22 protein-coding genes are annotated in these 26,739 nt (G+C 70.6%); 12 read left to right on the forward strand and 10 right to left on the reverse strand.

All coding sequences use genetic code 11. The features are described from left to right. Positions 1-29 precede the first annotated feature (29 nt). The 9 genes from NQO67_RS30055 to NQO67_RS30095 are packed head-to-tail and all read right to left on the reverse strand — an operon-like array spanning position 30 to position 8,684. Entirely contained in the window at positions 30-1,361 is a 1,332-nt protein-coding gene (locus NQO67_RS30055; protein WP_255953473.1) for a phenylacetate--CoA ligase family protein, read from the reverse strand. After that, positions 1,358-1,993, reverse strand: a complete 636-nt coding sequence (locus NQO67_RS30060) for a TetR/AcrR family transcriptional regulator (protein ID WP_255953474.1) — start codon at positions 1,991-1,993, stop codon at positions 1,358-1,360. The genes NQO67_RS30055 and NQO67_RS30060 overlap by 4 nt, the downstream gene beginning before the upstream one ends. Further along, positions 1,990-2,829: a cyclase family protein gene (locus NQO67_RS30065; RefSeq protein WP_255953475.1), complete on the reverse strand. Its 840-nt coding sequence runs from the start codon at positions 2,827-2,829 to the stop codon at positions 1,990-1,992. Before NQO67_RS30065 ends, NQO67_RS30060 begins: the two co-directional genes overlap by 4 nt. Beyond that, positions 2,826-3,980, reverse strand: a complete 1,155-nt coding sequence (locus NQO67_RS30070) for an acyl-CoA dehydrogenase family protein (protein WP_255953476.1) — start codon at positions 3,978-3,980, stop codon at positions 2,826-2,828. Before NQO67_RS30070 ends, NQO67_RS30065 begins: the two co-directional genes overlap by 4 nt. A gap of 13 nt (positions 3,981-3,993) precedes the next feature. Further along, complete coding sequence (locus tag NQO67_RS30075) at positions 3,994-5,112, reverse strand: branched-chain amino acid ABC transporter permease (RefSeq protein ID WP_255953477.1); 1,119 nt, start codon at positions 5,110-5,112, stop codon at positions 3,994-3,996. Further along, a complete protein-coding gene (locus NQO67_RS30080) occupies positions 5,109-5,960 on the reverse strand; it encodes a branched-chain amino acid ABC transporter permease (RefSeq protein WP_255953478.1) in 852 nt (283 codons plus the stop codon). Before NQO67_RS30080 ends, NQO67_RS30075 begins: the two co-directional genes overlap by 4 nt. Then, positions 5,960-6,688: an ABC transporter ATP-binding protein gene (locus NQO67_RS30085; protein WP_255953479.1), complete on the reverse strand. Its 729-nt coding sequence runs from the start codon at positions 6,686-6,688 to the stop codon at positions 5,960-5,962. Before NQO67_RS30085 ends, NQO67_RS30080 begins: the two co-directional genes overlap by 1 nt. After that, entirely contained in the window at positions 6,685-7,473 is a 789-nt protein-coding gene (locus tag NQO67_RS30090; protein ID WP_255953480.1) for an ABC transporter ATP-binding protein, read from the reverse strand. The genes NQO67_RS30085 and NQO67_RS30090 overlap by 4 nt, the downstream gene beginning before the upstream one ends. A 5-nt stretch (positions 7,474-7,478) precedes the next feature. Next, positions 7,479-8,684: an ABC transporter substrate-binding protein gene (locus tag NQO67_RS30095; protein ID WP_255953481.1), complete on the reverse strand. Its 1,206-nt coding sequence runs from the start codon at positions 8,682-8,684 to the stop codon at positions 7,479-7,481. 221 nt (positions 8,685-8,905) lie between these two features. Here NQO67_RS30095 and NQO67_RS30100 point away from each other — a divergent pair, with 221 nt between their 5' ends. The 8 genes from NQO67_RS30100 (at position 8,906) to NQO67_RS30135 (ending at position 20,853) form a co-directional block, all read left to right on the forward strand. Next, on the forward strand, positions 8,906-9,703 hold the full coding sequence (locus NQO67_RS30100; RefSeq protein WP_255953482.1) for an enoyl-CoA hydratase/isomerase family protein: 798 nt from the start codon (positions 8,906-8,908) through the stop codon (positions 9,701-9,703). 125 nt (positions 9,704-9,828) lie between these two features. Continuing rightward, positions 9,829-10,533: an enoyl-CoA hydratase-related protein gene (locus tag NQO67_RS30105; RefSeq protein ID WP_255953483.1), complete on the forward strand. Its 705-nt coding sequence runs from the start codon at positions 9,829-9,831 to the stop codon at positions 10,531-10,533. A 147-nt stretch (positions 10,534-10,680) separates the two neighbouring features. Then, positions 10,681-12,753 (forward strand): DUF4192 domain-containing protein, encoded by a 2,073-nt coding sequence (locus NQO67_RS30110; RefSeq protein ID WP_255953484.1) that lies wholly within the window; start codon positions 10,681-10,683, stop codon positions 12,751-12,753. 210 nt (positions 12,754-12,963) lie between these two features. Beyond that, positions 12,964-13,725, forward strand: a complete 762-nt coding sequence (locus NQO67_RS30115; protein ID WP_255953485.1) for an NUDIX hydrolase — start codon at positions 12,964-12,966, stop codon at positions 13,723-13,725. Positions 13,726-14,069: 344 nt separating this feature from the next. Then, entirely contained in the window at positions 14,070-16,292 is a 2,223-nt protein-coding gene (locus NQO67_RS30120) for a DUF8746 domain-containing protein (RefSeq protein WP_255953486.1), read from the forward strand. 174 nt (positions 16,293-16,466) lie between these two features. Continuing rightward, on the forward strand, positions 16,467-17,357 hold the full coding sequence (locus NQO67_RS30125; protein ID WP_255953487.1) for a FadR/GntR family transcriptional regulator: 891 nt from the start codon (positions 16,467-16,469) through the stop codon (positions 17,355-17,357). Between the two features lie 901 nt (positions 17,358-18,258). Next, positions 18,259-19,824: an RNA polymerase sigma factor gene (locus NQO67_RS30130; RefSeq protein WP_255953488.1), complete on the forward strand. Its 1,566-nt coding sequence runs from the start codon at positions 18,259-18,261 to the stop codon at positions 19,822-19,824. A 195-nt stretch (positions 19,825-20,019) separates the two neighbouring features. Further along, positions 20,020-20,853 carry a serine protease gene (locus NQO67_RS30135; RefSeq protein WP_255953489.1) on the forward strand — a complete coding sequence of 278 codons (834 nt, stop codon included), beginning with the start codon at positions 20,020-20,022 and terminating at the stop codon, positions 20,851-20,853. Between the two features lie 271 nt (positions 20,854-21,124). Here NQO67_RS30135 and NQO67_RS30140 read toward each other — a convergent pair whose 3' ends face one another. Then, positions 21,125-21,355 (reverse strand): DUF7455 domain-containing protein, encoded by a 231-nt coding sequence (locus NQO67_RS30140; RefSeq protein WP_255953490.1) that lies wholly within the window; start codon positions 21,353-21,355, stop codon positions 21,125-21,127. A 458-nt stretch (positions 21,356-21,813) separates the two neighbouring features. Between NQO67_RS30140 and NQO67_RS30145 the strand changes: the two genes are divergently transcribed. From NQO67_RS30145 to NQO67_RS30160, 4 genes are all read left to right on the forward strand, one after another. Then, a complete protein-coding gene (locus NQO67_RS30145; protein WP_255953491.1) occupies positions 21,814-23,949 on the forward strand; it encodes a DNA gyrase/topoisomerase IV subunit B in 2,136 nt (711 codons plus the stop codon). A 428-nt stretch (positions 23,950-24,377) separates the two neighbouring features. Next, positions 24,378-24,902, forward strand: a complete 525-nt coding sequence (locus NQO67_RS30150) for a CcdC protein domain-containing protein (RefSeq protein WP_255953492.1) — start codon at positions 24,378-24,380, stop codon at positions 24,900-24,902. Further along, the gene (locus NQO67_RS30155; protein WP_255953493.1) at positions 24,899-26,050 is read left to right on the forward strand and encodes a sensor histidine kinase; all 1,152 of its coding nucleotides are present in this window, start codon (positions 24,899-24,901) and stop codon (positions 26,048-26,050) included. Before NQO67_RS30150 ends, NQO67_RS30155 begins: the two co-directional genes overlap by 4 nt. Then, complete coding sequence (locus tag NQO67_RS30160) at positions 26,047-26,736, forward strand: response regulator transcription factor (protein ID WP_255953494.1); 690 nt, start codon at positions 26,047-26,049, stop codon at positions 26,734-26,736. Before NQO67_RS30155 ends, NQO67_RS30160 begins: the two co-directional genes overlap by 4 nt. Positions 26,737-26,739 lie beyond the last annotated feature (3 nt).

Below are 26,739 nucleotides of genomic sequence, written 5' to 3' on the forward strand. Positions count from 1 at the left end.
GCGCACCCCCGTGGGGACGGTGCCGCCGCTCAGTCCACCCGGACCACGCGTTTCGTCTTGTGGGTGGAGCGGGGGAGCGTGCCCCTGGGCAGTTGCTCGACCAGGCAGCGCACGGTCAGCTCGGCACGCAGCTCGCCGGCGAGCCGGTCCGCGAAGTCCGGCGCCGTGCCGTCGGCCACCTCGACGCGCAGCTTGATGCCGGTGAGGTAGCCGGTGGCCGGGTCGGTGACCTCGCGGTCCAGCACGATCTGGTACTCGCCCGTGGTGGCCTCTGCGCGCCGGATCACCTGCTCGACGGCGCTGGGGAACAGGTTCACCCCGCGGACCACGAGCATGTCGTCGGCCCGGCCCACCACCCCGCCCGGCAGCCGGGCATGGGTGCGCCCGCAGGCGCAGCGGGAGCTGTCGCGCACCACGATGTCCCCGGTCCACCACCGCACCAGCGGGCTGGCCTGCTTATCCAGGTGCGTGAGGACCAGCGCCCCCGCGGTGCCGTCCGGAACCGGCTCGTGGGTCTCGGGGTCGAGGACCTCGGCGTAGGCGAAGTCCTCCATCAGGTGCCCGCCGGCCTGCTCCTCGCACTCCCAGGCGATCGGCTGGAACTCCAGGCTGCCGTAGCCGTCGTAGCACTTGGCGCCCCACCGCTCCTCGATGTGGGCGCGGGTCGCCGGCACGCCGGCGCCCGGTTCCCCGCCGACCTGGATGGCCCGGACGGCGGATCCGGTCAGCGGGGTGCCGAGCTTCTCCGCCGTCTCGGCGAGGTGCAGCATGAACGAGGGCGTGCCGCTGACCGCCGTCGTCCCGTAGCGGAACATGGTCTCGATCTGCCGCTCGGTCTCGCTGGAGCCGGCCGGTATCACGGTGGCCCCGAGACGCTGGTAGCCGGCGGTGCCGCCGAGACCGCCGACGAACCACGCGTAGCCGAAGAGGCACTGGTACACGTCGTGATCGCGCACCCCCTGGCTGTAGCCGGTCCGCGCGTACAGGTCGGCCCAGCGGTCCAGGTCGGCGGCGGACCAGCAGACCGGGGCCGGCTTGCCGGTGGTGCCGGAGGAGAAGTGCACCCGGCGCACGTCACGGTGGTCGGCGGCGAGCGCGCTGCCCCACGGCGGGTGCGCGGCGAGGTCGGCGACGTAGTCCGCCTTGCTGACCATCGGCAGTTCTCGCAGGTCGTCCAGGGTGCGCAGGTCGCCGGGGTGGAAGTCGAGAGCGGCCAGCCGGGAGCGGTAGAACGGGCTGTGGGCCTGTACGTACTCCAGTTGGCGGCGCAGGCGCGCCAGCTGATGCTCGCGTATGCGTTCCCGGGGCCAGGTCTCCACCTCGCTCCAGTACCGCTCGGAATGGGGGCTCACGAGGGTCATGTGCGGCTCCTCCGCAGACCGTTCACGACGAAGTCGGCGTATTCGTTGGCCACCCGCTGCACGGTCGCGTAGTCGCCGCGCTCCGGGTCGTACCAGATGGTGATCCAGTTCAGCGCGCCCAGGGCGGGCTTGGTGGCCAGCCGCGGGTCCACGTCGCGCAGCAGGCCCTCGCGCTTGCCCTCCTCGATGACGTCGGCGAACATCTGCTCGTACTGGTCGCGCAGCGCCACCACCTTCTGGAGCACCTCGTGGCGTGAGAACTGCTCGCGTATCCGGTGCAGTTCGACCGCCTGCACCGCGACCCGCTGGAAGGAGTTCCGGGTCATCATCAGCCCGGCGTGGTGGTGCACCATCCGCCACAGCCGGTCGACGGCGGAGATGTCAGCGCCGGTGGCCAGCGGCTGCACCCCGGCGATCAGCTCCTCCATGCCGGTGAGCACCACGTCCAGGAAGATGTCGGCCTTGGCCCGGTAGTAGTGGTAGACCCGGCCCTTGGTGGCGCCCAACTGGTCGGCGATGTCGTCGATGGTGGTGGCCTCGTAGCCGGACCGGGTGAAGGCGATCGCGGCGGCCTCCAGGATCTCCCGCTGACCGGGTCCCGAGCCGGAACGGGACAGCCGGCGGGCGCTCACGCGCGCACCTCCGTCCCGATGAAGGCCAGCGGGCGGATCGGCGAGCCGGTGCCGCCGCGGATGGAGAGGGGAGCCGCGGCGAAGAAGAAGTTCCAGACCTCGTCTGCGGCGAGCGTGGAGAGATTCATAGCCTCCATGATCGGCACTCCGTGCTCGACCAGGAGGTGGCAGTGCACCTCCAGGTTGGGGCTGGGCATGCGCTCGTAGGCCACGGTGTCGCAGCCACTGGCCACCACGCCCCGCTCGGTGAGCCACCGCGCCCCGGAGAGCGTCACCCCGGGAGCGCCGGTGTTGGTGCCGAGGTAGCGGGCGTTGTCCTGCCACAGCTCGTCCCAGCCGGTGCGGACCAGCACCACCGAACCCGGCTCCGGCGCCCGGCGGTCGGCGAACCACTCCTCGAACAACTCCGCGTCCACGCCGTCCTCGGGGGTGAGCGGCCGGCCCAGGTGACGGGTCGCGTCCACCAGGTGGGCGGGGGTCAGCAGCGGTGCGAGCTCGTGCACCGACACCTCCCGCATGCCCTCCGGGTAGCTCTGGTGCGCGGTGATGTCGACGCCGCCGTAGACCCGGCCCAGCCTGGAGACGTGCGCCAGGCCGTCGACGTGGGTGCCGACATGGCCTCCGGTGGTGATCATCTCGGCGGCCGCCGACACGTCGTCCGGGTACATCACCTCACCGTGCTGCTTGGTCAGCGTGAAGCTGTACGGCGGGTGGTTGGGGTGGTGCGGGATGCCGGTGTAGAGCTGCTGCGCCAGGTCGTAGATGCGGTAGCGGCCGGACGGCGGGAAGTCGACCTGCTGCTCCCAGGCGGCGCGATGGTCCCTTGCGCCGCTCATGCCGTGACCTCGGCCTTGATGGCACGTCCGATCACCAGGCGCTGGATCTCCGAAGTGCCCTCGTAGATCTCCAGGATGCGCTGGTCCCGGTAGAGCCGTTCGGCCGGGCAGGGCTTGCAGTAGCCGGCGCCGCCGTACACCTGGACGGCGGTGTCCACCGCGCGGTGCGCCGCCTCGCTGGCGTCCAGCTTCGCCATCGCCCCGAGGATGGAGACGTCACCGCCCTCCTGGTAGGTGACGGCAGCCCGGTGCGTGATCATGCGGGCGGCGGTGACCCGGGTGGCCACGTCGGCGAGCGGGAACGAGATGCCCTGGTTGTCGATGATCGGGGTGCCGAAGGTCTCACGGCGGGCCGCCTCCCGGGCCGCCACCTCGTATCCGGCGAGCCCCACCCCGATCGACTGGGCGGCCACGGTGATCCGGCCGGCGTTGAGGGTGCGCATCGCCAGCCTCATGCCGCGGCCCAGCTCGCCGAGGACGGCGTCGGCGCCGACCACGGTGTCCAGCTTGAGGTTGCTGGTCTTGGTGCCGCGGATGCCCATCTTGTCCTCGTAGCGGTCCACCACCACCCCGTCGGCGTCCTTGTCCACCATGAACGCGGTGATGCCGCGGGTGCCGGCGGCCGGGTCGGTCAGCGCGAACACCACGTAGTGCTGGGAGGCGCCGCCGTTGCCGATGTAGATCTTCTCGCCGCGGATCCGCCAGCCGTCGCCCTGAGGTACCGCGGTGGTCCGGATGCGGGCCGCGTCGCTGCCCGCGCCCTCCTCGGTCAGCGCGAAGCTCACCGCGGTGCCGCGCGCGAGGCCGCCCAGGTAGCGCTCGCGCTGCTGCGCGGTGCCGGCGAGCACGATCGGCGTGCCGCCCAGGGCGTAGGCGGTGAGGATGGCGCCGGTGGACGGGCAGGCACGCGAGACCTCCTCGATCACCGCGCACACCACGTCGAAGCCGGCGCCCTGACCGCCGTACTCCTTGCCGACGAAGATGCCGGCAAGACCGCTGTCGACCAGGATCTCGACGTTCTCCCAGGGGTAGCGCTGCGCCCGGTCGAGCTCCTCGGCGAGCGGGGCGAAGTGCTCGGTGGCGAGTTCTCGGGCGAGGTCGCGCCACTTGCGGCCTTCCTCGTCCAGCGGTGGCTCCCAGATGACTGACACGGTCAGGCTCCCATCAATCGGTGTGGGCGGGGATGGAGGCGGGCTGTGCGGCCCGGGGGGACCGGCTCTCGCGCAGCAGCCGGCCGAGCCCCGCGAAGCCGTTCGGCGACAGCAGGAGGACGACGGCGAGCACTCCACCGAGAACGATCTTGTCGATGTCCCCGCCGAACGAGAACAGCTGCTGCTGGGTGGTGATCAGCGCGGCGCCGACCAGCGGGCCCAGCAACTGCCGCCGGCCGGGCAGGATCACCGCGGTCAGCATGAACAGCAGGAACGACGACGACAGCAGGTCAGGGCTGACGTAGGCGCGCTGGTAGGCGTAGAGCCAGCCGGCCAGCGCGGTGATCGGCGCCGACACCACGAAGACCAGCACCCGGGTGCGCCGGACGTCGACGCCCATGCTGGTGGCGAGGTCCCCGTTCATCTGCGTCATCAGCGCGTTCACGCCCAGCCGGGACCGGCGGAAGCGGGCGATGAACAGCACCACGAGCACCAGCAGCGCATAGGCGATCGGCCACAGCTCGGTGTCGTTGTGCGCGACGTAGCTGCCGCCGACGGCCGGCAACTCCAGCATGGGGATGCCGACCAGGCCGTCGGAGCCACCGGCCGGCCCCAGGTTGGACACCACCGTCAGGCCGATGATCGCCGTGGCATAGGTGACCAGCGAGAAGACGAACTCGCGGGTGCGCAGCGTGGCGAGGCCGACGAGCAGCGCGAGACCGGTGGAGACGGCGAGGGCGAGCACCAGGGCCGGCAGCGGACTCCACCCGGACTCCACGGTCACGTAGCCGGTGAGGTAGGCGCCGGCCGCCCAGAACAGCGTGTGGCCGAGGCTGACCTCACCCAGGTAGGACAGCACCACGTCGGCGCCGTAGGACATCACCGCGAAGATCGCGATGAGCACGAAGGTGGTGTAGATGCGTGCCGAGCCGCCGGCCAGCGCGGGGAGCAGATAGCCGGCCACCACCAGGGCCAGCCAGCCCGCCGCACGCAGCCCGGTGCCGCGCGCGGGGCGGTGCGGGGCGGTGGTGCCTGTGGCGTCATCGGTTCCGGTGTCCGATCCGGCCCGTTCCGGGGCGGGCGGGACGTTCGGCGTCCTCGTCGTGGGCGATGTGTTCCTCGCGTTCCTCATCGGGACTTCAACCCCTGCGGTCGGACGATCAGGACCACCAGCAGCACCGCGAACGCGGCGGCCATGGAGTACGCCGGGGAGACGTAGGCGCCGAAGAGCGCCGTGAAGACGCCCAGGCCCAGACCGACGATCAGGCCCCCGGTCAGGTTGCCGATCCCGGCGAGGATGACGACCAGGAAGGTGATGACCACCTGGTCGAAGCCGATCGAGGTGAGGATCGGGCTGCGCGGTGCGACCACCGCCCCGGCCAGCGCCGCACTGGCCGCCGAGAACACGAACACCCCCAGGTAGACCTTGGCCGCGTCGATCCCGTAGACCTGCGCCAGCTTGGGGTCCTCGGCGACGCCGCGCACGATCCGGCCGACGTTGGTGCGGCCCAGCACGTAGAAGGTGGCGGCGTACAGGACCAGCGCCAGCACCACGATGAGCACGTCCTGCTGGGTGAAGTGGGCGGTGCCCACCGACATTCCGTCGCTCTGGAACGGGCTGCCGATCACCTGCGGGTCGCCGCCGAACAGCAGCGATCCGGCGCCCTCCAGCAGATAGCCGAAGGCGAGGGTGACCAGCATCAGGCTGACGATGTTCTGCTCCAGCGTCAGCCGCCGCAGCAGCAGTTGCATGACGGCGCCGAGCACCGCGACCACCAGCACGGCCACCGGCACGGCCAGCAGGTACGGCATGCCCGCCTTGGCGACGAACATCCAGGTGAGGAAGGCGCCGATCATGTAGAGCTGCCCGTGCGAGAAGTTCACCAGCCGCACCGAGCTGAGCAGCACCGTCCAGCCGACCGCGAGCAGCGCGTAGCCCGCCCCGAGCGCGAGGCCGTTGATCAGTTGCGCAAGGAGCATCAGCGACCCAACTTTCCCAGGTAGGCCGAGACGATCCGCTGGTCGTCACGCATCTCGGCACGGGTCCCCGCACCGGTCACCCGACCCTGCTCCAGCAGGTAGAGGCGGTCAGCGACCTCCAGCGTGGCCTTCACGTTCTGTTCCACCAGCAGCACCGAGAGACCGTCGGACACCAGCCGGCGGATGTGCTCCAGCACCTCGACGACCAGGCGGGGCGCGAGGCCCACCGACGGTTCGTCGAGGATGAGCAGACGGGGTGCGGCACGCAGCGCACGGCCGATCGCCACCATCTGGCGTTCCCCACCGCTCAGCGTCGAGCAACGGGCCTGCGCCCGGTCCGGTAGCTGCGGGAAGACCCGGTAGACGTCCTCGATCTCGTACCGCGTGCCGGCCGCGTGCCGGGGCGGGCGCACCAGCCGCAGGTTCTCTTCGACGGTCATCCGCTCGAAGGCGCTCTTGCCCTCCGGCACCAGCGCCATGCCCAACTGCATGCGCTTGTGGGTCGGCAGCGCGGAGACCTCGCGGCCCGCGAGCCGGACCGCGCCGGAGGCCGTGGCCCGTCCGCGTGACCAGCCGGCGACCGCGTTGACCAGCGTGCTCTTGCCCGCGCCGTTGGCTCCGGCGACCGCCACCAGCTCGCCCTCGCCGACCGAGAGGTCGACGCCGCCGAGCGCGGGGCTGCGCCCGTAGCGCACCGACAGGTTCTGCACCTCGAGCAGCGCAGTCATCCGGAACCTCCCAGGTACGCCTCCAGGACCGCGGGGTCCCGCTGCACCTCGGAGGGGTCTCCGTAGGCGAGCGGCCTGCCCCGGTCGATGACCAGCAGCCGGTCCACGATCTCCATCACCAGGTCCATGTGGTGCTCGATGAGCAGCACCGCCAGACCACGTCCCCGCAGCTCACGCAGGAGCTCGGCCAGCCTGGCCAGGTCCTCGCCGCCGATGCCGGCGGCCGGCTCGTCCACCAGGAGCACCCGCGCCCCGGCGCCGTAGGCGAGCACGATGGACAGGCACCGCTGGACCCCGTGCGGGATGTTGTCCGGGGGCAGGCCGTGGTATTTGGCGGGGATGCCGAACTCGGCCAGCAGCCGTGTCGCCGCGGCGCGGTGCCTGCGGCGCTGGGCGATCTCCCGCCAGGGGGCGCACAGGCTGCCGCCGAGCGAGACCCCCTCCTCCACCGCGAGCGCCGCCACCGCGTTGTCCCGGACCGACAGGCCGCCGAAGAAGGAGTTCTGCTGGAAGGTGCGGCGCAGCCCACGTCGTGCGAGACGGTGCGTCGGCACGCCGTCCACCCGGTCGCCGTACAGGTCGACCCGGCCGGTGCGCCGCACCGCGTTGGTGACCGCGGCGAAACTGCTGGACTTGCCGGCGCCGTTGGGTCCGATGATGCCCAGGATCTCGCCGTCGTCCACGGTCCATGACACGCCGTCGAGCGCTTGCAGACTGCCGTACCGTACGCCGAGGTCAGCCGCCTTCAACGCAGGTGGGTGCGGGTGGGAGTCGATCGCGGACACCGGTCTCACTGCTCCCAGACGGATGCGGGCACCGGGATCTCGCGCTCCACCTCGACCTTGCCCTTCGCCACGGTGAAGGCGTAGACCCGGGAGATCAACTGACCGTCCTCGGTGAACTTGACGTCCCCCAGCACGGTGTCCTTGAAGCTCTGGCCGTGGATCGCCGCGGAGACCTTGTCGCGGTCGGTGGTTCCGGCCTTCTCGACCGCCTTGGCCCAGACGTCGACGCTCTCCGCGCCGAGCGCGGCGTACTTGTCCGGCGCTTCACCCGCCGCCTTCTGGAACGCCGCCACGAACTCGTTGTTCTTCGGGTAGGAGGTGAACGGCGCCTCCTTCGGGAAGTACAGGTCGGCCGAGTGCAGTCCGTCGACCTTCGCGCCCCCGGCCAGCTCCACCACCTTGGGCGACACGGTGCCCAGCGCGGCGAAGTGGACCGCCTTGATCCCGGCCTTCGCGTACTGCTGGGCCATCGCCGGCATCCCGGAGGACTCGGCCGCGTTGGCCGAGAAGACCACGTCGGAGCCGTCCCTGGCCAGCTTGGACAGCGGCACCCGGAAGTCGGTGTCGGTGTAGCCGAACTTCTGCTTGCTGCCGACCTTGATGCCGGTCGACTTCAGCTGCTTGCCGAGGAAGGTGCCCGCGTCGTTGCCGTAGGCGTCGTTCTCCAGCAGCATGCTGATCCGCTTGGCCTTGAGCGACTTGTCGAGGTACTGGGCCGCCGCGTAGGCCCCCGCCGCGTTGCCGGCGTTCATCCGCACCGCGTCCGGGTCGGCCTTGCCGAGGATCGAGGCGTTCTGCGGGATGGTGGTGATGTTGAGGATCCCGGCCCGTACCAGGACTGGCTGGATGGCCAGGGTCACCGGACTGTTCCAGCCGCCCATGACCACCGAGACCTTCTCGTTGACCAGCGCGTTCGCCGCGCTGACACCGGTTGCGGGGTCGCTCTGGTCGTCCTTGGAGACGATCTTCAGCTTGCGACCGTCCACGCCGCCGGCCTTGTTGATCAGTTCGGCCTTGGTGCTGATCGCCTTCAGCACGTGCTTGCCGTTGGGCCCGGCCGGCCCGCTCAAGGGCACGATCACCCCGATCTTGATCGGGCCGGAGTCGTCGTCCTGATTCCCGGAGGACGACCCTCCGCTGTTGTTGTTGGCGCAGCCGACCATCTGCATCACGACCGCCGCCAGCGCTATGGAGATCATCTTCCGTTTCACGGCGCCTCCAGCTGCAATTTGCATACTACGCAGTAGGTTGCCGCAGAAGCTATGGACGTTTTTCGCTCCGCGTCAAGGGGTTGAACGTCGAATTATTTTCCACACCTCGAAGAAACAGCAGGTAGGGGACTGTTGACCCTCGGGCGGAACCTTCCGTACGGTCAGGGCATCGACATACTGCAAAGTATGTGCACAGGGAACAATCCATTGAGGAGGCCCTCGTGGGTGACGATGCCCAAGCCGCTGACGATGCCCAGGCCGTCCGCTACGACCTGCATCAGCACGTCGCGGTCATCACCATCGACCGGCCCGGCGCACGCAACGCACTCAGCACGGAGGTGCTGCGCGGGCTCTCCGAGGGGCTGGACCGCGCCGAGTCCGATCCGGACGTCCGTGCGGTGGTGCTGACCGGCGGACCGAAGATCTTCGCTTCCGGCGCCGACATCCGCGAACTGCGCCGGACGACCCCGGCCGATTACCTCCAGTCGGAGCGGCTGGCGGCCTGGGTCCGGTTCGCCCGCTTCACCAAACCCTCGGTGGCCGCGGTGGCCGGATACGTCCTCGGCGGCGGCTGCGAGCTGGCCATGTCCTGTGACCTGATCGTCGCCGCTGACACCGCCGTCCTCGGCCAGCCGGAGATCCGGCTCGGCATCCTGCCCGGGGCCGGCGGCACCCAGCGCTGGGCCCGGGTCTGCGGGCGGTTCCGCGCCGCCGAGCTGGTGCTGGCCGGACAGAGCGTGGACGCCTGGACGGCGCGCGACTACGGCATGGTCTCCCAAGTCGTCCCTGCCGAGCGGATCGTGCCGGCCGGGGTCGCGCTCGCCACCACCGTCGCCGCGTTCAGCCCGATCGCCACCCGGCTGTCCAAGGCCGCGATCCGCAGCTCCGAGGAGATGCCGGTCAGCGCCGGGTTGCAGCACGAGCGCGCGCTGCTCGGGACGCTGCTCTCCACCGACGACCACCTCGAGGGGATCGACGCCTTCCTGGAGAAGCGGGCGGCGCATTTCACGGGGCGGTGACGTGGCGCGTGGTGCGTCAGGTGGGACAGGTGGGCCAGCTGCGCAGGTGACGTGGGGTTCGGGCGTCAGGCGGGGCGGCGGGCAACGTGGGCAACGTGGGGACGACGAGGAGAAGGGGAACACCGATGGCCGAGGTCATGCCGCTGGAGTGCGAGGACCCGGGAGCCGGGGCGCGGTTGGACGCTGCTGCCCGTGGCCTGCTCGCCAAGCAGGTGCGGGGCTGGCGGCGAGCCGCCCCCGGTGCCGTCCTGATCACGGTGCGGGGCGACGCCTGGGACCATGCGCCGGAACTGCGCCGGCCGGAGAGCGATCCGTCCGACCTGACCCGGGAACGCGTCGTCTTGGGCTACCAGTCGCTGGCGGCCGACGTCTTCGGACTCGACTGCCCGGTGGTGGTCGCCCTGGACGGGCGGGTCAGCGGCTTCGGGCTGGCCCTCGCGCTCGCCGCCGACGTACGGCTGGCCACGGCCCGCACCACCCTCGCGGTCGGTGCGAACGACCCGGTTGCGGCGCTGCTGGGCGGGGTGGGCTGGCTGGTGTCCCGGATCGCCGGAGCCGGCACGTTCGCCCAACTGGCCTGGAACGGCGTCCTGCTGACGGCCGGCGAAGCCGCCGGGCGGGGTCTGCTCAACGAGGTCGACGACCGGCCCGGGCGGGCGGCCGACGTGGCGGCACGACTGGCCGCCGAGCCGGCGGGCTCGTCCGCCCTCAAACGGGCGCTGACGTCACGGGCCAGGAGAGAGTTCGGCTCGGTGCTCGACTACGAGTCGTGGCTGGTGGAGGTCGCGGCCGGGGTCTCCTCGGACGGCGCGGCAGCGCAGGCTGGGTAGCGGTTGTTCTCATGGCTCCATGCAACCTGATGGGTCGGACAGAGCGCGACCAGGTCCCGCGAGTCTGTGGATAACTCTTGTCATGGCCCCGATTTGAGTTATCCACAGGCAAAACCGGAATGATTCGGTCCGGGTCACAGTCTTCTCATGACGCAGCACAGCGAAGTCAATGTCAGCGAAGTCAATGTCAGCGAAGTCGAAGCCAGTGAACCCGAAGTCAGCGAAGTGGCGGCCGGCGAGCGTGAAGTCAGCGAAGTGGTGCCCAGCGAGCTCGAAGTCAGCGAGCCCGGAGCCAGTGAGCGTGAAGTCAGCGAGCCCGAAGTCGGCGAACTCGGCGTGTCCGTGTCGCGCTCGGGTGGCGCGTGCATGTCCCATGCCAGCCAGGTGCGCCGGCCGGACCGTCCGGACTCCGCCGCGCCGCCGATGCCCGACGGTGATGACGCGGTGCCGGACACCGCAGGCGACGGCAGGGCGGGAGCCGCACGTTCCGCGTCGGCTCATGTCGCCAGCACGGCCGGGACCCCGGCGGAGCAGGTCACCTTACGCTCGGCCACCGAACTGGCCGATGCCCTGCCTTACCTGCTCGGTTATCGGCCGGAGGACAGCATCGTGCTGGTCACCGTCCACGACCGGCATGGCCACGGCAGCTTCGGCGGCCGGGCTCGCCTGGGTATTCCGGAGCGTGCCGAGGACTGGCCCACGGTGGCCCGGCAGCTGGCGCGCTGCCTGGTCAGCGGCTGCGAGCGACGCGGCGCTCGGCCCGAGGGCATGGTCGCCTTCGTCTGCCGGGAGCCGGCGCGCGGTGAGACGGGCCACCAGGTGATGGAAGCCCTGCGACCGCTGGCGCAGCTGCTGCGCACCGAGTGCGGCAGCCTCGACATCCCGGTCCTGGAGGCCTTGTGCATCTCCGACGGCCGTTTCTGGTCGTACTGCTGCCCGGGCCCGCAGTGTTGCTCCGAGGACGGCACACCCATGGGGCTGCCCGGCTCCTCGGTCCTCTCGGCCGCCATGACGTACGCGGGCTTCCAAGTGCGCGGCACGCTGAAGGAGTTCCGTGCCCGACTGACGCCCTGGGAGACCGCGGCCGCGCTGGACCAGCAGGTCGCCCTCGACGCCGCGGGAATGGCGCTCGCGCCCATGATCCTGGACGACGCCCATCGGGCCGAGGTGGCCGCCGACACGCTGGACCTGGCCCGGCGCCTCATCGGACGCCTGGCCTGCGCCCCGCGTGCGCACGGCGCCCTCGAAGCCGACCAGCAGGACGACGGGCTCCTCGCTCACGACGAGGCCGCCGCCCTGATTTTCGGCCTCCAGGACAGGACGACGCGCGATCGATTCGCGGAATGGATGGAGGGCGAGGTGTGCGGCCCGGCACTGCGCCTCTGGCGTGCCCTCGCCCGCAGGTGCGTGGGCCCGTACACCGAGTACGCCGCGGCACCCCTGACCCTGGCCGGTTGGGTCGCCTGGTCGACGGGCGATGAGCTGGAGGCTCGCGAGGCCCTGGCCATGGCACTGGGCGCGAATCCGGACTACACCCTGGCCCGGCTGCTCCACCAGGCGTGCAACGAGGGCGTGGCCCCGGAAGCGGTCCGGCGATGCCTGCGCCGGGAGAGTGCGGGCCGATCCGCGGTGGACCGATCCGCAGTGGACCGGCTTGACGTGGAGCGGTCTGACGTTGACCTGCCTGACGCGGGCCGGTTTGACGCGGAGCTGCCTGACGCGGGCCGGACCGACGGGGCTCGCTCTCACGGGGAACGCTCTGACGTGGACTCGTCTGCCATCGATTGGTCTGCGGCAGATTGGTCTGCTCTGGTCCGTCCTACCGGCGATGGGCTTCGGGGTGCCCGGGAGGTATCTGCGGCAGTCGTGGGTGAGGAGCCGGGGGCGGCGGCCGTGGAGAAGACCCTGGGTGACGAAGAGGCCTCGGGTGATCAAGAGGCCCCGGGCGACGAAGAGGCCACGCTTGTCGAGCAGGTCCCGGTCGTCGAGCACGCCCCGGGCGACCAGCAGGCCGCACCGGACGGAGGGCGGGTCCCGCGGACCACGGGCGCCCTCGCAAGGGTCCTCGGGAGGGGATCCGGCCGTACCCGCCCGTCCGGCTCGAGGGGTGAGGCTCGCCGCGGCCCGCGGTCGACCCGGCCGGGAAGCGGACGCGCAGCGGCCGGCGGTCCGGCTGCGTCTCGCCCACCGCGCCACCGCCGCACCACCGGCCGCGGCTGAAGGCTCCGCACGCGGAGGGAGCCGCGCCGCGGCCCGGGAAGCGGCTCACGGTGCGACTGGTATCCACGGTCCACGGTGCGACTGGCGTCCACGGGTGGCACGGGCCGACGTGGCACGGCCGGCGCGACGCGAACGGCACCGGCGCGGAGGCCTGGCGGAACCCACGCCGAACAGCGTGTTTATCGTCAGGCAGACGACTATGATCGCGTCATGTCGCCCTACGACCCGTCGGCTTTTCCGCCCTTCGCTGTCACTGTCGATCTGGTCGTGCTGACCGTACGGCGCCACGCGCTCTGCGCGCTCGCGGTGCGGCGCGGTGAGCCGCCGTTCCAGGGGCGTTGGGCGCTTCCCGGGGGTTTCGTACGGGCCGACGAGGATCTGACCGGTGCGGCTGCGCGGGAACTCGCCGAGGAGACGGGGCTCCGCGTGCACGACCCCGAGGTGCCGGTGCAGGACCACGGTGCACACCTGGAGCAGCTCGCCAGCTATGGCGACCCCAAGCGGGACCCGAGGATGCGGGTGGTCAGCGTGGCACACCTCGCCCTCGCGCCCGACCTGCCCGCGCCCCGTGCGGGCGGCGACGCCCGCGGTGCCCGCTGGGCGCCCGTGGAGACGCTGCTGGCGCCGGGCGGCGGCGGACGCGAGGACGAGCAGGCGGTACCGCTCGCCTTCGATCACGCGCAGATCCTCGCCGACGGGGTCGAGCGGGCCCGCTCGAAGATCGAGTACTCCTCGCTTGCCACGGCCTTCTGCCCACCGGAGTTCACGGTCGGCGAGCTACGCCGGGTGTACGAGGCCGTGTGGGGGGTCGCCCTCGACCCGCGCAACTTCCACCGGAAGGTGACGGGGACCCCGGGCTTCCTCGTCCCGACAGGCGGTACCACCACGCGTCAGGGTGGCCGCCCGGCCCAGCTCTTCACGGCGGGCGGCGCCACCCTGCTCAACCCTCCGATGCTGCGTCCCGAGGTCTGAGCCGGCTCCAGGCACTGCTGACGGTGTGACGACACGGCTCGGCCGAGGTGCTCTGTGCCGACGCCGACGCCGACGCCGACGCCGACGCCGACGCCGACGCCGAGGTCCGAGGTCCGAGGTCCGGTGCCCGGCGCACGGCGTTCGGCACGTGGCACGCCGACCGCGGGTCACCGGGCCCTTCTGTAGGTGACTCCGCGCCGTGGCGGAACATCGTGTCGCCCGGTATACCCGAAAAATAACTAATATCGCGTTATCTTTCTGCCATGCCCGTGGGGTTCGTCCATCCGGGTTCCCGTCGGACGTGCCCCGGCCGCCGAGCGGTCGCACCGCCCACGAGGGAAGCGATGATCCAGGCCATCGGACTGACCAGCAATCCCCGCAAGGAACTCCTGATCGGGACCCGCCGCGAGGAGTGCCTGCACCGCAGCGCGCGCGGACAGGAGCCGCCGCGACAGCAGAACAGGCACGACCCTCAGGAGGACCGGCCGGAGGAGCCGAAACGACGGCGCGCGTCGTGGCCGGCGTATCTGCGTGGGGTGTCGGCTCATCCGCGCCGGCCGCGCAAGCCGCTCCTGGACGATGTGTCGCTGGAGGCACGCCCGGGGGAGGTCACCGTGTTGCTCGCCCCGCATGCCGTGGGCGGGACGGCGTTGCGGCTGATGCTGGAGCTGGAGCCGGGTCGGGGGCTCACCCTTTTCCGGGGGCGACCTCTCCACCGTATCGCGCACCCTGCGCGTGAAGTGGGCGTCCTGCTGGGCGATGTGCCGGGCCACCCGGGGCGTACGGTGCGGGGCCACCTGCGGATGTTGTGCGCGGCAGCGGGCCTGCCCTCGGTCCGGGCCGACGAGGTGCTGGAGGACATGGGTCTGGTCAGCCTGCGCGGTGAGGTGTTGGGCAGCCTTTCGCGGGGCCTGGACCGGCGGTTCGGCATGGCCTGCGCGCTGCTGACCGACCCGCACACCCTCGTCCTCGACGCCCCGACCGGGGAGCTGGCTCCCCACGAGGCCCGCTGGCTGCACGGCCTGCTGGGCGAGCACGCGAGGAACGGCGGGGCCGTGCTGTTCACCACCGCGGACCCCAAGGAGGCCGCGCACGCCGCCGACCACGTGATCACGCTGGAGGGCGGCAAGGTCGTCGCCGACCAGCGCGCCGCCGAGTTCGCCCGCACCAGGCTTCGGCCCAGAGTCGCCGTCCGCAGTCCGCACGCGGCCCGTCTCGGTGTTCTCCTGACGAAGGAAGCCAGAGCCGCCCACCGCCCCATCGAAGTGGTTCAGGAAGACGGCAACCGCCTTTCGGTATACGGCAGCAATTGCGCGTGCATCGGCGAGACGGCGTTCCGGCACGGCATTCTCATCCACCGACTGGCCGATGAAATCGGCGACATGGGCACGGCGACCCGGCGACCGACAGCCACACTGCGCGCCCCCGGCGACTCTCCGAACAGCAAGGACGCGGCGGCGCCCGGGCCGATTCGCGGCGCCCGGCACCACGCGCCGACGGTATCCCCCGTACCGGCCTCCACCCACACGTCCGTTACTACGCAGCTCACCGCGCCCAAGGAATTTGCCCCAGCCGCTGAATTCGCCGCACCCACGGACCGGGCACCATCCGCTGAACATGCCACGGTCGCCGCATCCCTCGCCGCACCGCTGCGCGACCTGCCGCCGCGCACGTCCGCACTCGCGGGACGCGGCCCCGAACCGGCAGCTGCCGTACCGCCCCCGGTGGGGGGACGGGATGACGCTCCATCCAGGGCGTGCGCGGCGTCCCTGCCGCCGCCGATCGTCGTGTGGCCGGCCCGTGGACCACTGCGTCCGTTGCGTTACGAGGTGCGCCGGGTCGCCGGAGTCACGAGCGGCTATGTCATCGCCACGGGCGTCGTGGTCACGTCCGCCGTCCTGTGCGTGCTGCTCGCCAGAGTGGGGCGTACCCCGCAGCCGTACGTGCTCGCGGCCTGGCCTCGGGAGCTTCCGTTGCCGCCCGCCGCGCTCGGTGCGGGCCTTCTGGGGGCGCTCGCCTTCGGTGAGGAGTACCGGTATCCCGCTCTGGCCGCCGACCGCGGCACGGTGCCCCGGCGACTCGGTCTGCTGGGCGCCAAACTGCTCGTCGCCGGCGGGACGGCGCTCCTCTTGGCCGGCGCGACGATCGGCGGTGACGTGGGAGTGCTGCACCTCGTCCACGGAGCACGGAGCGCCGTGGCATCCGTCGACTGGGTCGGGGCGGCGACGAGTTGGTTCTGCCTGGTGGTGGGGTGCGCCTGGGCGGGGGTGCTGGCGGCGGGCCTGTTCCGTTCCACCAGTGCGGGACTTGCCGCGGTGCTCTCCGTGCCGCTCGTCGTCATGCCCGTGGTGCGCTGGGCCCTCGCGGAGCCGACGGTGCGGGCGAGTGCGGGAATTCCCGGGCAGCTCGGCGGGATTGCGGTGGGGCGTGAGCCGGTCGGTACGGGCCCCTGGGCGAGCGCCGTTGCCCGAATGGTCGGTCAACCGGTCGGAAGTGCACTGGTGTTGTCACTGATCATTCTGTTCTGTGCATTTCTGCTCACGAGGTTTCGTGGTCGGGCTCGTTAGTACCCCTTCTCTTCCGATTTCCTCCGGATTGATGGCATGAATGTCCGTAACTCCCTCAATAATGCAGGTATCTTTCCGATAAGGCGTCAATTGGCGTGGGGTGAGCGATCACCCTTTCGTGTGCTTTTCACCAAAGACCTCAAGGCAGTTCGGAGGGACGCCGACAAAGGATCCGTGAGTACCCTTGCGCACACCATGATGACCACCGCCCGCTCCTCGGACTCCGGCTTCGTCGGACCGGGCGAACTCGACAGCTATCCCTATGCGGAGTCCCCCGGCGCCGACCGTGTCAGCGGCGCGTCGGCCTGGGAGGGCACGGAGCAGGACCTCGGCCGCGTCGGGCGCCGTGCCGCCGGAAACCGCGGCCGCGGTCTGCACGGCCAACTCGTGCAGCAGCTCGGCCAGATGATCGTCTCCGGCGACCTGGGCGCCGACCGCCCGCTCGTCCCCGAGGAGATCGGTCACCGTTTCGAGGTCTCCCGCACCGTCGTCCGTGAGTCGCTGCGCGTCCTCGAAGCCAAGGGCCTGGTCAGCGCCCGCCCGAACGTAGGCACCCGAGTGCGTCCGGTGAGCGACTGGAACCTCCTGGACCCCGACATCATCGAATGGCGCGCCTTCGGACCGCAGCGGGACGACCAGCGGCGGGAGCTGAGCGAGCTGCGCTGGACCATCGAGCCTCTCGCCGCCCGGCTCGCCGCCGGGCACGGCAGGGAAGACGTCCAGCAGCGGCTTCTCGACATGGTCGAGATCATGGGCCATGCCCTCGGACAGGCCGACACCCTCACCTTCTCCCGCGCCGACGCCGAGTTCCACGCCCTGCTGATCCAGGTCGCCGGCAATCGCATGCTGGAGCACCTGTCCGGCATCGTCTCCGCCGCGTTGCAGGTCTCCGGAGGGCCCGTCACCGGTTGTGACCGCCCCACCGAGGCAGCGCTCGGCCTGCACGCCCGGATCACCGAAGCGCTCGCCGCAAACGACGGCACGGCCGCCGAGACCGCCATGCGCCAACTGCTGACCGTCCACCCGGAGGTGGAGCGGGTGGTCCCGGCGCCACGCGAGCACTGAGGACAGCGCGATGCCGCCGCAGGGGCACGGGCCGCCACGCCCCGACTCCTGCGCCGTTCGGCGCGGCCCCACACCCGCCGTGCCCGCCCGTCACCCCGGCGCGGCACGCGCACGCCGGACCTGTGCCGGATCACACCCGGGACCGGCACAGGTCCAGTGGCCGATCGACGGCGCCGGCGCCGCCGGCGCCGCCGGCATCACGGGGCCGCGCACCGCGCCGCCACAGCTGCACAGCCCGCCGCGACAGCTCGAAGACACCCCACCGAGCCCCTCACCGAGCTCAGGCGGCACCCCACCCGGACCCGGCGGCACTCGCTGAGTCCCTGGCGGCACCCCCTCACCTCAACCGGAGCCCCCGAGCCCCGCCGGCGCCCACCCAACCGACCGGCGCCACCGAGCCCCGCCGGACCCACCCGGCCCCCGGCGCCCACCGAGCCCCCCGGCACCACCGAGCCCCCGGCGCCCACCAAACTCGCCGGCACCACCGAGCCCCGGCACCGACAAGGTCCGCTGGTACCGGGCCCTCCCGGTACCCATCCAGGCTCACGCTCGCCTGCCGACCCGCCCGACCCCAGGGGACCGTCTCCATCCGCGCGTCAGGCCTCCCGCCACACCCGGAGACAAGCCGCTGGCAAGCCACCCGGAGACAACGGGAAGGGCATTTATACGCATATGGGCGTTACGCGGTGTGACTCGGGCCACGTGAATTGGGCGTAACGCTCCTCGGGACTCTGCGATGACCTAAGAGGTGACAGTCGAGGAGGGAATACAGCCGCCGTTGACGGCGCTGTCCATCTCCCCGGCCCCCGCCCACGCCGTCGGCTCATCCCCAGGTCGGCGGTCGTCGGCTCCAGTCCTACTCAGGACAGGCGCCGGAAGCCGTTTCCAACGTTCCGAGAGGTTGTTCGTGTCGGCCAGCACATCCCGTACGCTCCCCCCGGAGATTGCCGAGTCCGTCTCTGTCATGGCGCTCATCGAGCGGGGAAAGGCCGAGGGGCAGATCGCCGGCGATGACGTGCGTCGGGCCTTCGAAGCTGACCAGATTCCGGCCACTCAGTGGAAGAACGTACTGCGCAGCCTCAACCAGATCCTCGAGGAAGAGGGTGTGACGCTGATGGTCAGTGCCGCGGAGCCCAAGCGCACCCGAAAGAGCGTCGCAGCGAAGAGTCCGGTCAAGCGCACCGCCACCAAGACCGTGGCGACCAAAGCCGCGGTCAAGAAGACCCCAGCGCCCGCCCCTGCCACCGTCGCCGTCTCCGAGGCCGCGACCGTCGACGTCCCCGCCGAAGACAAGCCGGCAGCGCCCGCCAAGAAGGCCGCGGCCAAGAAGACGACGGCCAAGAAGGCCGCCGCCAAGAAGACCACCGCCAAGAAGACGGCGGCCAAGAAGACCACGGCCAAGAAGGATTCCGAGGAGCTCCTCGAAGAGGACGCGACCGAGGAGACCCCGAGCGCCGGCAAGGCCGGCGAAGAGCCCGCCGAAGACGGCAGCCAGGGCTTCGTCCTCTCCGACGAGGACGAGGACGACGCCCCGGCCCAGCAGGTGGCCGCCGCCGGCGCCACCGCCGACCCCGTCAAGGACTACCTGAAGCAGATCGGCAAGGTCCCCCTCCTCAACGCAGAGCAGGAGGTGGAGCTGGCCAAGCGCATCGAAGCCGGTCTGTTCGCCGAGGACAAGCTGGCCAGCGCCGACAAGCTGGCGCCCAAGCTGAAGCGCGAACTGGAGATCATCGCCGAGGACGGCCGACGCGCCAAGAACCACCTCCTCGAGGCCAACCTCCGCCTGGTCGTCTCCCTCGCCAAGCGGTACACCGGCCGCGGCATGCTCTTCCTGGACCTCATCCAGGAAGGCAACCTCGGTCTCATCCGTGCGGTGGAGAAGTTCGACTACACCAAGGGCTACAAGTTCTCCACCTACGCCACCTGGTGGATCCGCCAGGCGATCACCCGCGCCATGGCGGACCAGGCCCGCACCATCCGCATCCCCGTTCACATGGTCGAGGTCATCAACAAGCTCGCCCGTGTGCAGCGCCAGATGCTCCAGGACCTGGGCCGCGAGCCCACCCCGGAGGAGCTGGCCAAGGAACTCGACATGACCCCGGAGAAGGTCATCGAGGTCCAGAAGTACGGCCGCGAACCGATCTCTCTGCACACCCCCCTCGGTGAGGACGGCGACAGCGAGTTCGGTGACCTCATCGAGGACTCCGAGGCAGTCGTCCCCGCGGATGCGGTCAGCTTCACGCTGCTCCAGGAGCAGCTGCACTCGGTGCTCGACACGCTCTCCGAGCGCGAGGCGGGCGTCGTCTCCATGCGGTTCGGTCTCACCGACGGTCAGCCGAAGACCCTCGACGAGATCGGCAAGGTGTACGGCGTCACCCGTGAGCGGATCCGCCAGATCGAGTCCAAGACGATGTCGAAGCTGCGTCACCCGTCCCGCTCGCAGGTGCTCCGCGACTACCTCGACTAGGCGCGCCTCGCGCGCACTGCGGCACGCCACACCGCGGCGCCGCAACCGCCGGAAGACGGCACCGTCCGCCACGGCACACCACGGGCCCGGCATCCCTCCAGGGAGCCGGGCCCGTGGCGTGGGCACGGATGCGCCCTTTCCTGCGTCGGGTGACTCTGGGTGTGCTGATCCGCCGCCCGGAGTGAGGAGCACCCCATGCGTCGACGTACCCTCGGCACGCTGACCGCCACACTGGCCCTGGGAACGGGAACGGCGTTCGCGGCGCCGGCCCACACCGCCTCCGCGATGGCCGGCAGCAAGGTGATAGGCGGCCATCCGGTCGACGTCGCCGACGCGCCGTGGATGGTGGCGCTGGCCAGCCGTGACCGGTTCGGGGGAACCCGATCCGGACAGTTCTGCGGCGGCGCACTGGTCGGCCGATCGACCGTCCTGACGGCCGCGCACTGCCTCAGTCCGGAAACCCTCGGGGTCGCGCCCGCCCAGGTGCACGACCTGAAGGTCATCGTGGGCCGCCAGGACCTGAGCAGCGACCAGGGCCAGGAGATCCCGGTACGAGCCATCTCCGTGGACCCGTACTACGACCGCCGCACGAACAGCGGCGACATCGCCGCCCTCACGCTCTCACGGCCGCTTCCCCGTGGTTCCGTGCTCCCCACGGCCCCGGACGGCGACACGGCTTACCAGGCGGGCACCACGGCCACCGTGTACGGCTGGGGGGACACCACCGGCGCCGGAGACTACGGAGCGAGCCTGCGGGCGGCAGACGTCCGGGTGCTGACCGATGCAGCGTGCAAACGCGCCTACCCGGGCAGCGCCGAGGGCACCTACCTGCCCGGCGCCATGGTGTGCGCCGGGGCCTCACAGGGCGGCCGGGACGCCTGCCAGGGGGACAGTGGGGGGCCTCTCGTCGCCCGGGGGCGACTGATAGGGCTGGTGTCCTGGGGCAGCGGCTGCGGACGCGCCGAACGGCCCGGGGTCTACACGCGGATCGCAGGGGTGCTGCGCGGCAGCCCGACAGCGGGGCAGTGATCCGGCGCACGGGTCGACCTGCCAGCTTCAGCACGTGACACCCGACAGGTCCGGGCGGACCGCAAGCCCCGCCCTGCTGTGGGTGCACAAAAATTCGATACCTCCGTCGCGGGAGGCTGCCCCTGTACGCCGACGCCGCTGTGTCGATGTACGCCGAGGGCTGAATCGACCGCGGCATGCGAGCGGGCGGTCGCCTCCGCGAGGGAGGGGCGACCGCCCGTTCACCGGCCTGCTGCCGGGATGCTCGTCGTGGTCGATGAGGGGGGTTGCGTCAGCGCTCGTCTTCGGAGGCTGACGTCGGAGCGGAGTTCAACCGCTCCGTCTCGTCCTGTATCTCAGCGGCGATCTTCTTGAGTTCCGGCTCGAACTTGCGGCCGTGGTGGGCGCAGAAGAGCAGTTCACCGCCGCTGGGCAGGACAACGCGCAGGTAGGCCTGTGCGCCGCAGCGGTCGCAGCGATCGGCGGCCGTCAGCGGGCTCGCGGGGGTCAGAACAGTAGTCACGTCGCCTCTTCTCTAGCTCGACGAGCTGTCGTACCAGGGACAACATCCAACCAGCCACGAAACGTTCCCGCTCGTGGCAATTCCCTCGAAGAATTCTTCTTCTTCGAAGATCCTTCCGGGACGGCTGTCTGCTGCCGGTTGGCGGCGAATGTGCCGTATTGCGTGTCTTCGTGTCTTACGGGTTTCGCGCTCGCTGTCAGGTCATTCCCTCCCGGCCGGCTTGCCGGTGTTCAGGAGGTCGTGCCCGGAGCCTAAATGGTTCATGCCTGGAAGGGAACGTGATGTACACGTCAGCACCTCCCGATGTCGAACAGGTATGCGAGTCTTGGGATACTGTGTTTGCGGGCGAGGGTGGCGTTACAACGGCTCTACCAGGCCTCGGTACCCTCTCATCGGTGACACAAGACGGGTCCCCTGCCGATCAGGTGCCCATCGGAATTAAGCGAGGAGCGAACCGCGTGACCGCCGAGACGTCCGTGCCGTCCACCGCGCTGCTGACCGGAGCAGGCGGCATCGTGGACAGGGACAGTTCCAACTACACCGCGCGGCACCTGCTCGTCCTCGAGGGGCTCGAAGCCGTCCGCAAGCGACCCGGCATGTACATCGGGTCCACGGACAGTCGCGGACTGATGCACTGCCTGTGGGAGATCATCGACAACTCCGTCGACGAGGCCCTGGGCGGTCACTGCGACCACATCGAGGTCATCCTTCACGAGGACGGCTCCGTGGAGGTCCGTGACAACGGCCGAGGCATCCCCGTCGACGTCGAACCCAAGACGGGCCTGTCCGGTGTCGAGGTCGTCATGACCAAACTGCACGCGGGCGGCAAGTTCGGCGGCGGCGCCTACGCCGCCTCCGGCGGTCTGCACGGCGTCGGCGCCTCGGTGGTGAACGCCCTGTCCGCACGTCTCGACGTGGAGGTGGACCTCGGCGGCCGCACCCATGCCATCAGCTTCCGGCGCGGCGTGCCCGGTGCCTTCGCCGGGACGGGCCCCGACGCGGCGTTCGACGCGCAGAGCGGCATGCGCAAGACCAAGAAGATCCCCAAGGGCCGCTCCGGCACCCGGGTGCGCTACTGGGCCGACCGGCAGATCTTCCTCAAGGACGCCCGGCTCTCCCTGGACAACCTCTACCAGCGGGCCCGCCAGACGGCCTTCCTGGTGCCCGGGCTCACCATCGTCGTACGGGACGAGTTCGGCCTCGGGGACAACGGCGCCAAGGGGGAGGAGTCCTTCCGCTTTGACGGCGGCATCAGCGAGTTCTGCGAGTTCCTGGCCACGGACAAGCCGGTGTGCGACGTGCTCAGGCTCCAGGGAGAGGGCACCTTCAAGGAGACGGTTCCGGTCCTGGACGACCACGGCCAGATGACGCCCACCGACGTCACCCGCTCACTGGGCGTGGACATCGCACTGCGCTGGGGTACCGGCTACGACACGATCGTCCGGTCGTTCGTCAACATCATCGCCACCCCCAAGGGTGGTACCCACGTCTCCGGGTTCGAGCGTTCCGTCACCCGTACGGTGAACGAGGCCTTGCGGTCCCAGAAGCTGCTGCGTGTCGCCGAGGACGACATCATCAAGGACGACGCCCTGGAGGGCCTGACCGCCGTCGTCACGGTGCGCCTGGCCGAGCCGCAGTTCGAGGGCCAGACCAAGGAGGTGCTGGGCACCTCGGCGGCCAGCAGGATCGTCGCCAACGTCGTCGCCAAGGAGCTCAAGGCGTTCCTGACGTCCACCAAGCGCGACATGAAGGCACAGGCGCGCGCCGTCCTGGACAAGACCGTGGCGGCCGCCCGCACCCGTATCGCGGCCCGGCAGCACAAGGAGGCACAGCGCAGGAAGACCGCGCTGGAGACCTCCTCGCTGCCCGCGAAGCTCGCGGACTGCCGCAGCGACGACGTGGAGCGCAGCGAGCTGTTCATCGTCGAAGGCGACTCCGCACTCGGTACCGCCAAGCTGGCCAGGAACTCCGAGTTCCAGGCGCTGCTGCCGATTCGCGGCAAGATCCTCAACGTCCAGAAGTCGTCCGTCTCGGACATGCTCAAGAACGTCGAGTGCGGCGCGATCATCCAGGTCATAGGAGCCGGGTCCGGCCGGACCTTCGACATCGACACCGCCCGCTACGGCAAGATCATCCTGCTGGTCGACGCCGATGTCGACGGCGCGCACATCCGCTGCCTGCTGCTGACCCTCTTCCAGCGCTACATGCGGCCCATGGTCGAGGCGGGCCGGGTCTTCGCCGCCGTGCCGCCCCTGCATCGCATCGAGCTGGTCCAGCCCAAGAAGGGCCAGGACAAGTACGTGTACACCTACTCGGACCGGGAGCTGCGCGAGACGCTGATGCAGTTCCAGCGGGACGGAGTGCGCTACAAGGACTCCATCCAGCGCTACAAGGGCCTGGGGGAGATGGACGCCGACCAGCTGGCCGAGACCACGATGGACCCGCGCCGCCGCACCCTGCGCCGGATCAACATCTCCGACCTGGAGGCCTCCGAGCAGGTCTTCGACCTGCTGATGGGCAACGAGGTCGCGCCCCGCAAGGAATTCATCGCCGGCTCCGCGGCAACCCTGGACCGGTCCCGGATCGACGCCTGAGGAAGCCTGAGCGGGCGCCTGGGAACGTCTGCGAACGCCTGGGGAGCCGGGATCCGGCTCCCCTTTCCCGGTGTCCTGACCTGCCTTCCTTTTCCGGTCTTTCCGGGCCCTTCCCGGCTCCGTCCGGCCTTCCCCGGGTGGCGATAGCCCGGTAGCGAAAGCCTGGTGGCGAAGGCCCGGTCCGAAGGCCCGGTCCTGAAAGCGGTGCGGGCTGGCACGCCCAGCCGTCCTGGTCGTGCTGTCTGGTCGTGCTGTCTCCACCCGCGGGTGGAGAGGTCGGATCCACCTGTGATCCACCTCGGCTCCGATTCCCTGACCAGGCGGTTTCCGTAGTCTCGATGGCGTTGCTCGGCATCCCGTGCCTCCTGGTCGCCAGGGGTCTCCGGCTCATCCCGGCAGCGTTTCCACTCGTCGTTACGGAGGCTTCGATGTCCGGGCTCACCACTGTTCTGGTGGTCATCGCCGTTGTCGCGCTGGTCGTCATACGGCAGATCAAGCCCCAGCGGGCCACAGGAGACGGCCGCTGGTGGCTGGTCCCCGCGGTGCTGGCGTTCCTCGCGCTGCGTGAGCCCGGCCTCATGGACGCCCACCACTACACGGCGTCCGTGTTCTTCCTCGCCGCCGACCTGCTGACCGGCATCATCATGGGGATCGCCTGGGCATGGACCAGCCGTATCTGGACCGAGCCGGACGGCTCCGTCTGGGTGCGCGGCACCAAGGCGACCGCCGGCGTGTGGATCGTCGGCATCCTCGTACGGGTCGGCCTCGTCGCGCTGGCCGCCCTGATGGGGGTGCATCAGGGCAGGGGCGCACTGATGCTCGCCCTGGCCTTTTCGCTCCTGGTGCGTTCCGGACTGCTGGCGTGGCGTGCTCAGCTGGTTCGTACAGCCCCCTCCAAGGGCGGGGTACACGGTGCCGGCGCGGGTGGGGCGTCGAGGAAGGACCCGGTATGACGGCGCAATTCTGGACGAGCTGGCCCTCGCGGGAAGCGCTGTCCCGCGCCGGCACCAGCCGGGCCCGGCTGGTGCTCTCCCGATCAGCGCGGGTGCTGGCCCTGGGGGCTCTGCTGTGGACGGCGATGACCGATCGGGGCCTCGGCGTCTGGCAGGCCGCCGTCGTGCTCGTGTCGGTGGCCACCTGCACTGCCATGGCCTGGGGCTTCTACCGGACCACCCTCGAGAACCGGCTGTGGCCCGCGCTGGCCTGCCTCGCATCGGTGGCCGGACTGGGGGTCGTCGCCGAGCTGACCGGGTTCCGCGTTCCGGCACTGGTCCTGTGGTGTGCCTGCGCCATCACCGCACTGGAGCGGCTGCCGCTCGTCGCCGGGGCGTGTGCCACCGCGGTGTCCCTCAGCGTGTTCGTGGCCTTCAACAACGACACCGGGACCAGCACGGCCATCACGGCCATAGGCCTGGTCCTGGCCGGGTACCTGTTGCGGCTGGACACGGAGGCGCGGGGCACCGCACAGCGGCTCCTCGGCCAGGAACGGGCGGCCCGGAAGGCGGAGGCCGAGTCCGCGGCCCTGGCCGAGCGGGCCCGTCTCGCCCGCGAGATCCACGACGTGCTGGCGCACAGCCTCTCCGCACAGCTCGTCCACCTGGAGGCGGCCAGGCTGCTCATAGAGCGCGGCGCCGACCGCGAGCAGATCCTGGACCGGGTGATCGGGGCGCGCAGGATGGCGCAGGACGGGCTCCGGGAAACCCGCCAGGCGCTCTCCGCGCTGCGCGGCGAGGTGTCCCCACTGGAGGACTTCCTCCACGAGCTGGTGGCCACGAGTACCGCCGCCGAGGTCACCGTCACGGGTGAGCGCCGTCAGCTGCCCACCGAGGCGTCGCAGGCCGTGCGCCGGGTCGCACAGGAGGCCCTGACCAATGTGCGCAAGCACGCGCCGGGAGCCAGGGTCGTCGTCCACCTCGAATACGGCACGGATGACATCACCCTGGACGTGAAGGATTCGGGCGGTGCGCCTGGCGAGCTCTCGCACTCCGGGAGCGGATACGGTCTGCGGGGGATGCAGGAGCGTGCCGAACTGCTCGGCGGCACGCTGGCGGCGGGGCCGCACGAGGAGGGGTTCGCAGTGACGCTGAGGGTGCCCGCATGACGACGGACGCCAGTGGGGCGACGGCGCGCGTGATCGTCGCTGACGATCAGACCGTGGTGCGCGAGGGGATCGTGATGCTGCTGGGCCTGCTGCCGGGAATCGAGGTCATCGGCGCCGCGGGGGACGGGGAGGAGGCGGTGAAGCTGGTCGGCGAGCTCTCCCCGGACGTGGTGCTGATGGACCTGCGGATGCCGCGCTGCGACGGGGTCGAAGCGACCCGGCGCATCCGCTCGGAGTACCCGGGCACCCAAGTCGTCGTCCTGACCACCTTCGCCGACGACGAGTCGCTCTTCCCGGCGCTCAAGGCAGGTGCCCGCGGCTATCTCACCAAGGACGCGGGAGGGGACGAGATCGTACGCGCCGTGCACAGCGTTCTCTCCGGCGATGCCGGGCTCTCCCCGCAGATCCAGCGACGGCTGTTGGAGAGGCTCTCCCAACCCGAGCCGCCCACCCTGCCGGCATCGCCCCCGGACGGCCTCACCGCTCGGGAGACGGAGGTACTGGGCCTGATCGCGGAAGGCCTGACCAACCAGGAGATCGCACGCCGCCTGCACGTCTCCACCGCCACCGTGAAGACCCACATCAACAACCTCTTCGCCAAGACCAGCATCAAGGACCGCGCCCAGGCCGTGCGGTACGCCTACACCCACGGCTTGGCGCAGCCTCCGGGGCGCACTGCCCCCTGACCG

Origin of the sequence: Streptomyces odontomachi, assembly GCF_024435355.1 — a bacterium.
GTDB lineage: Bacteria > Actinomycetota > Actinomycetes > Streptomycetales > Streptomycetaceae > Streptomyces > Streptomyces odontomachi.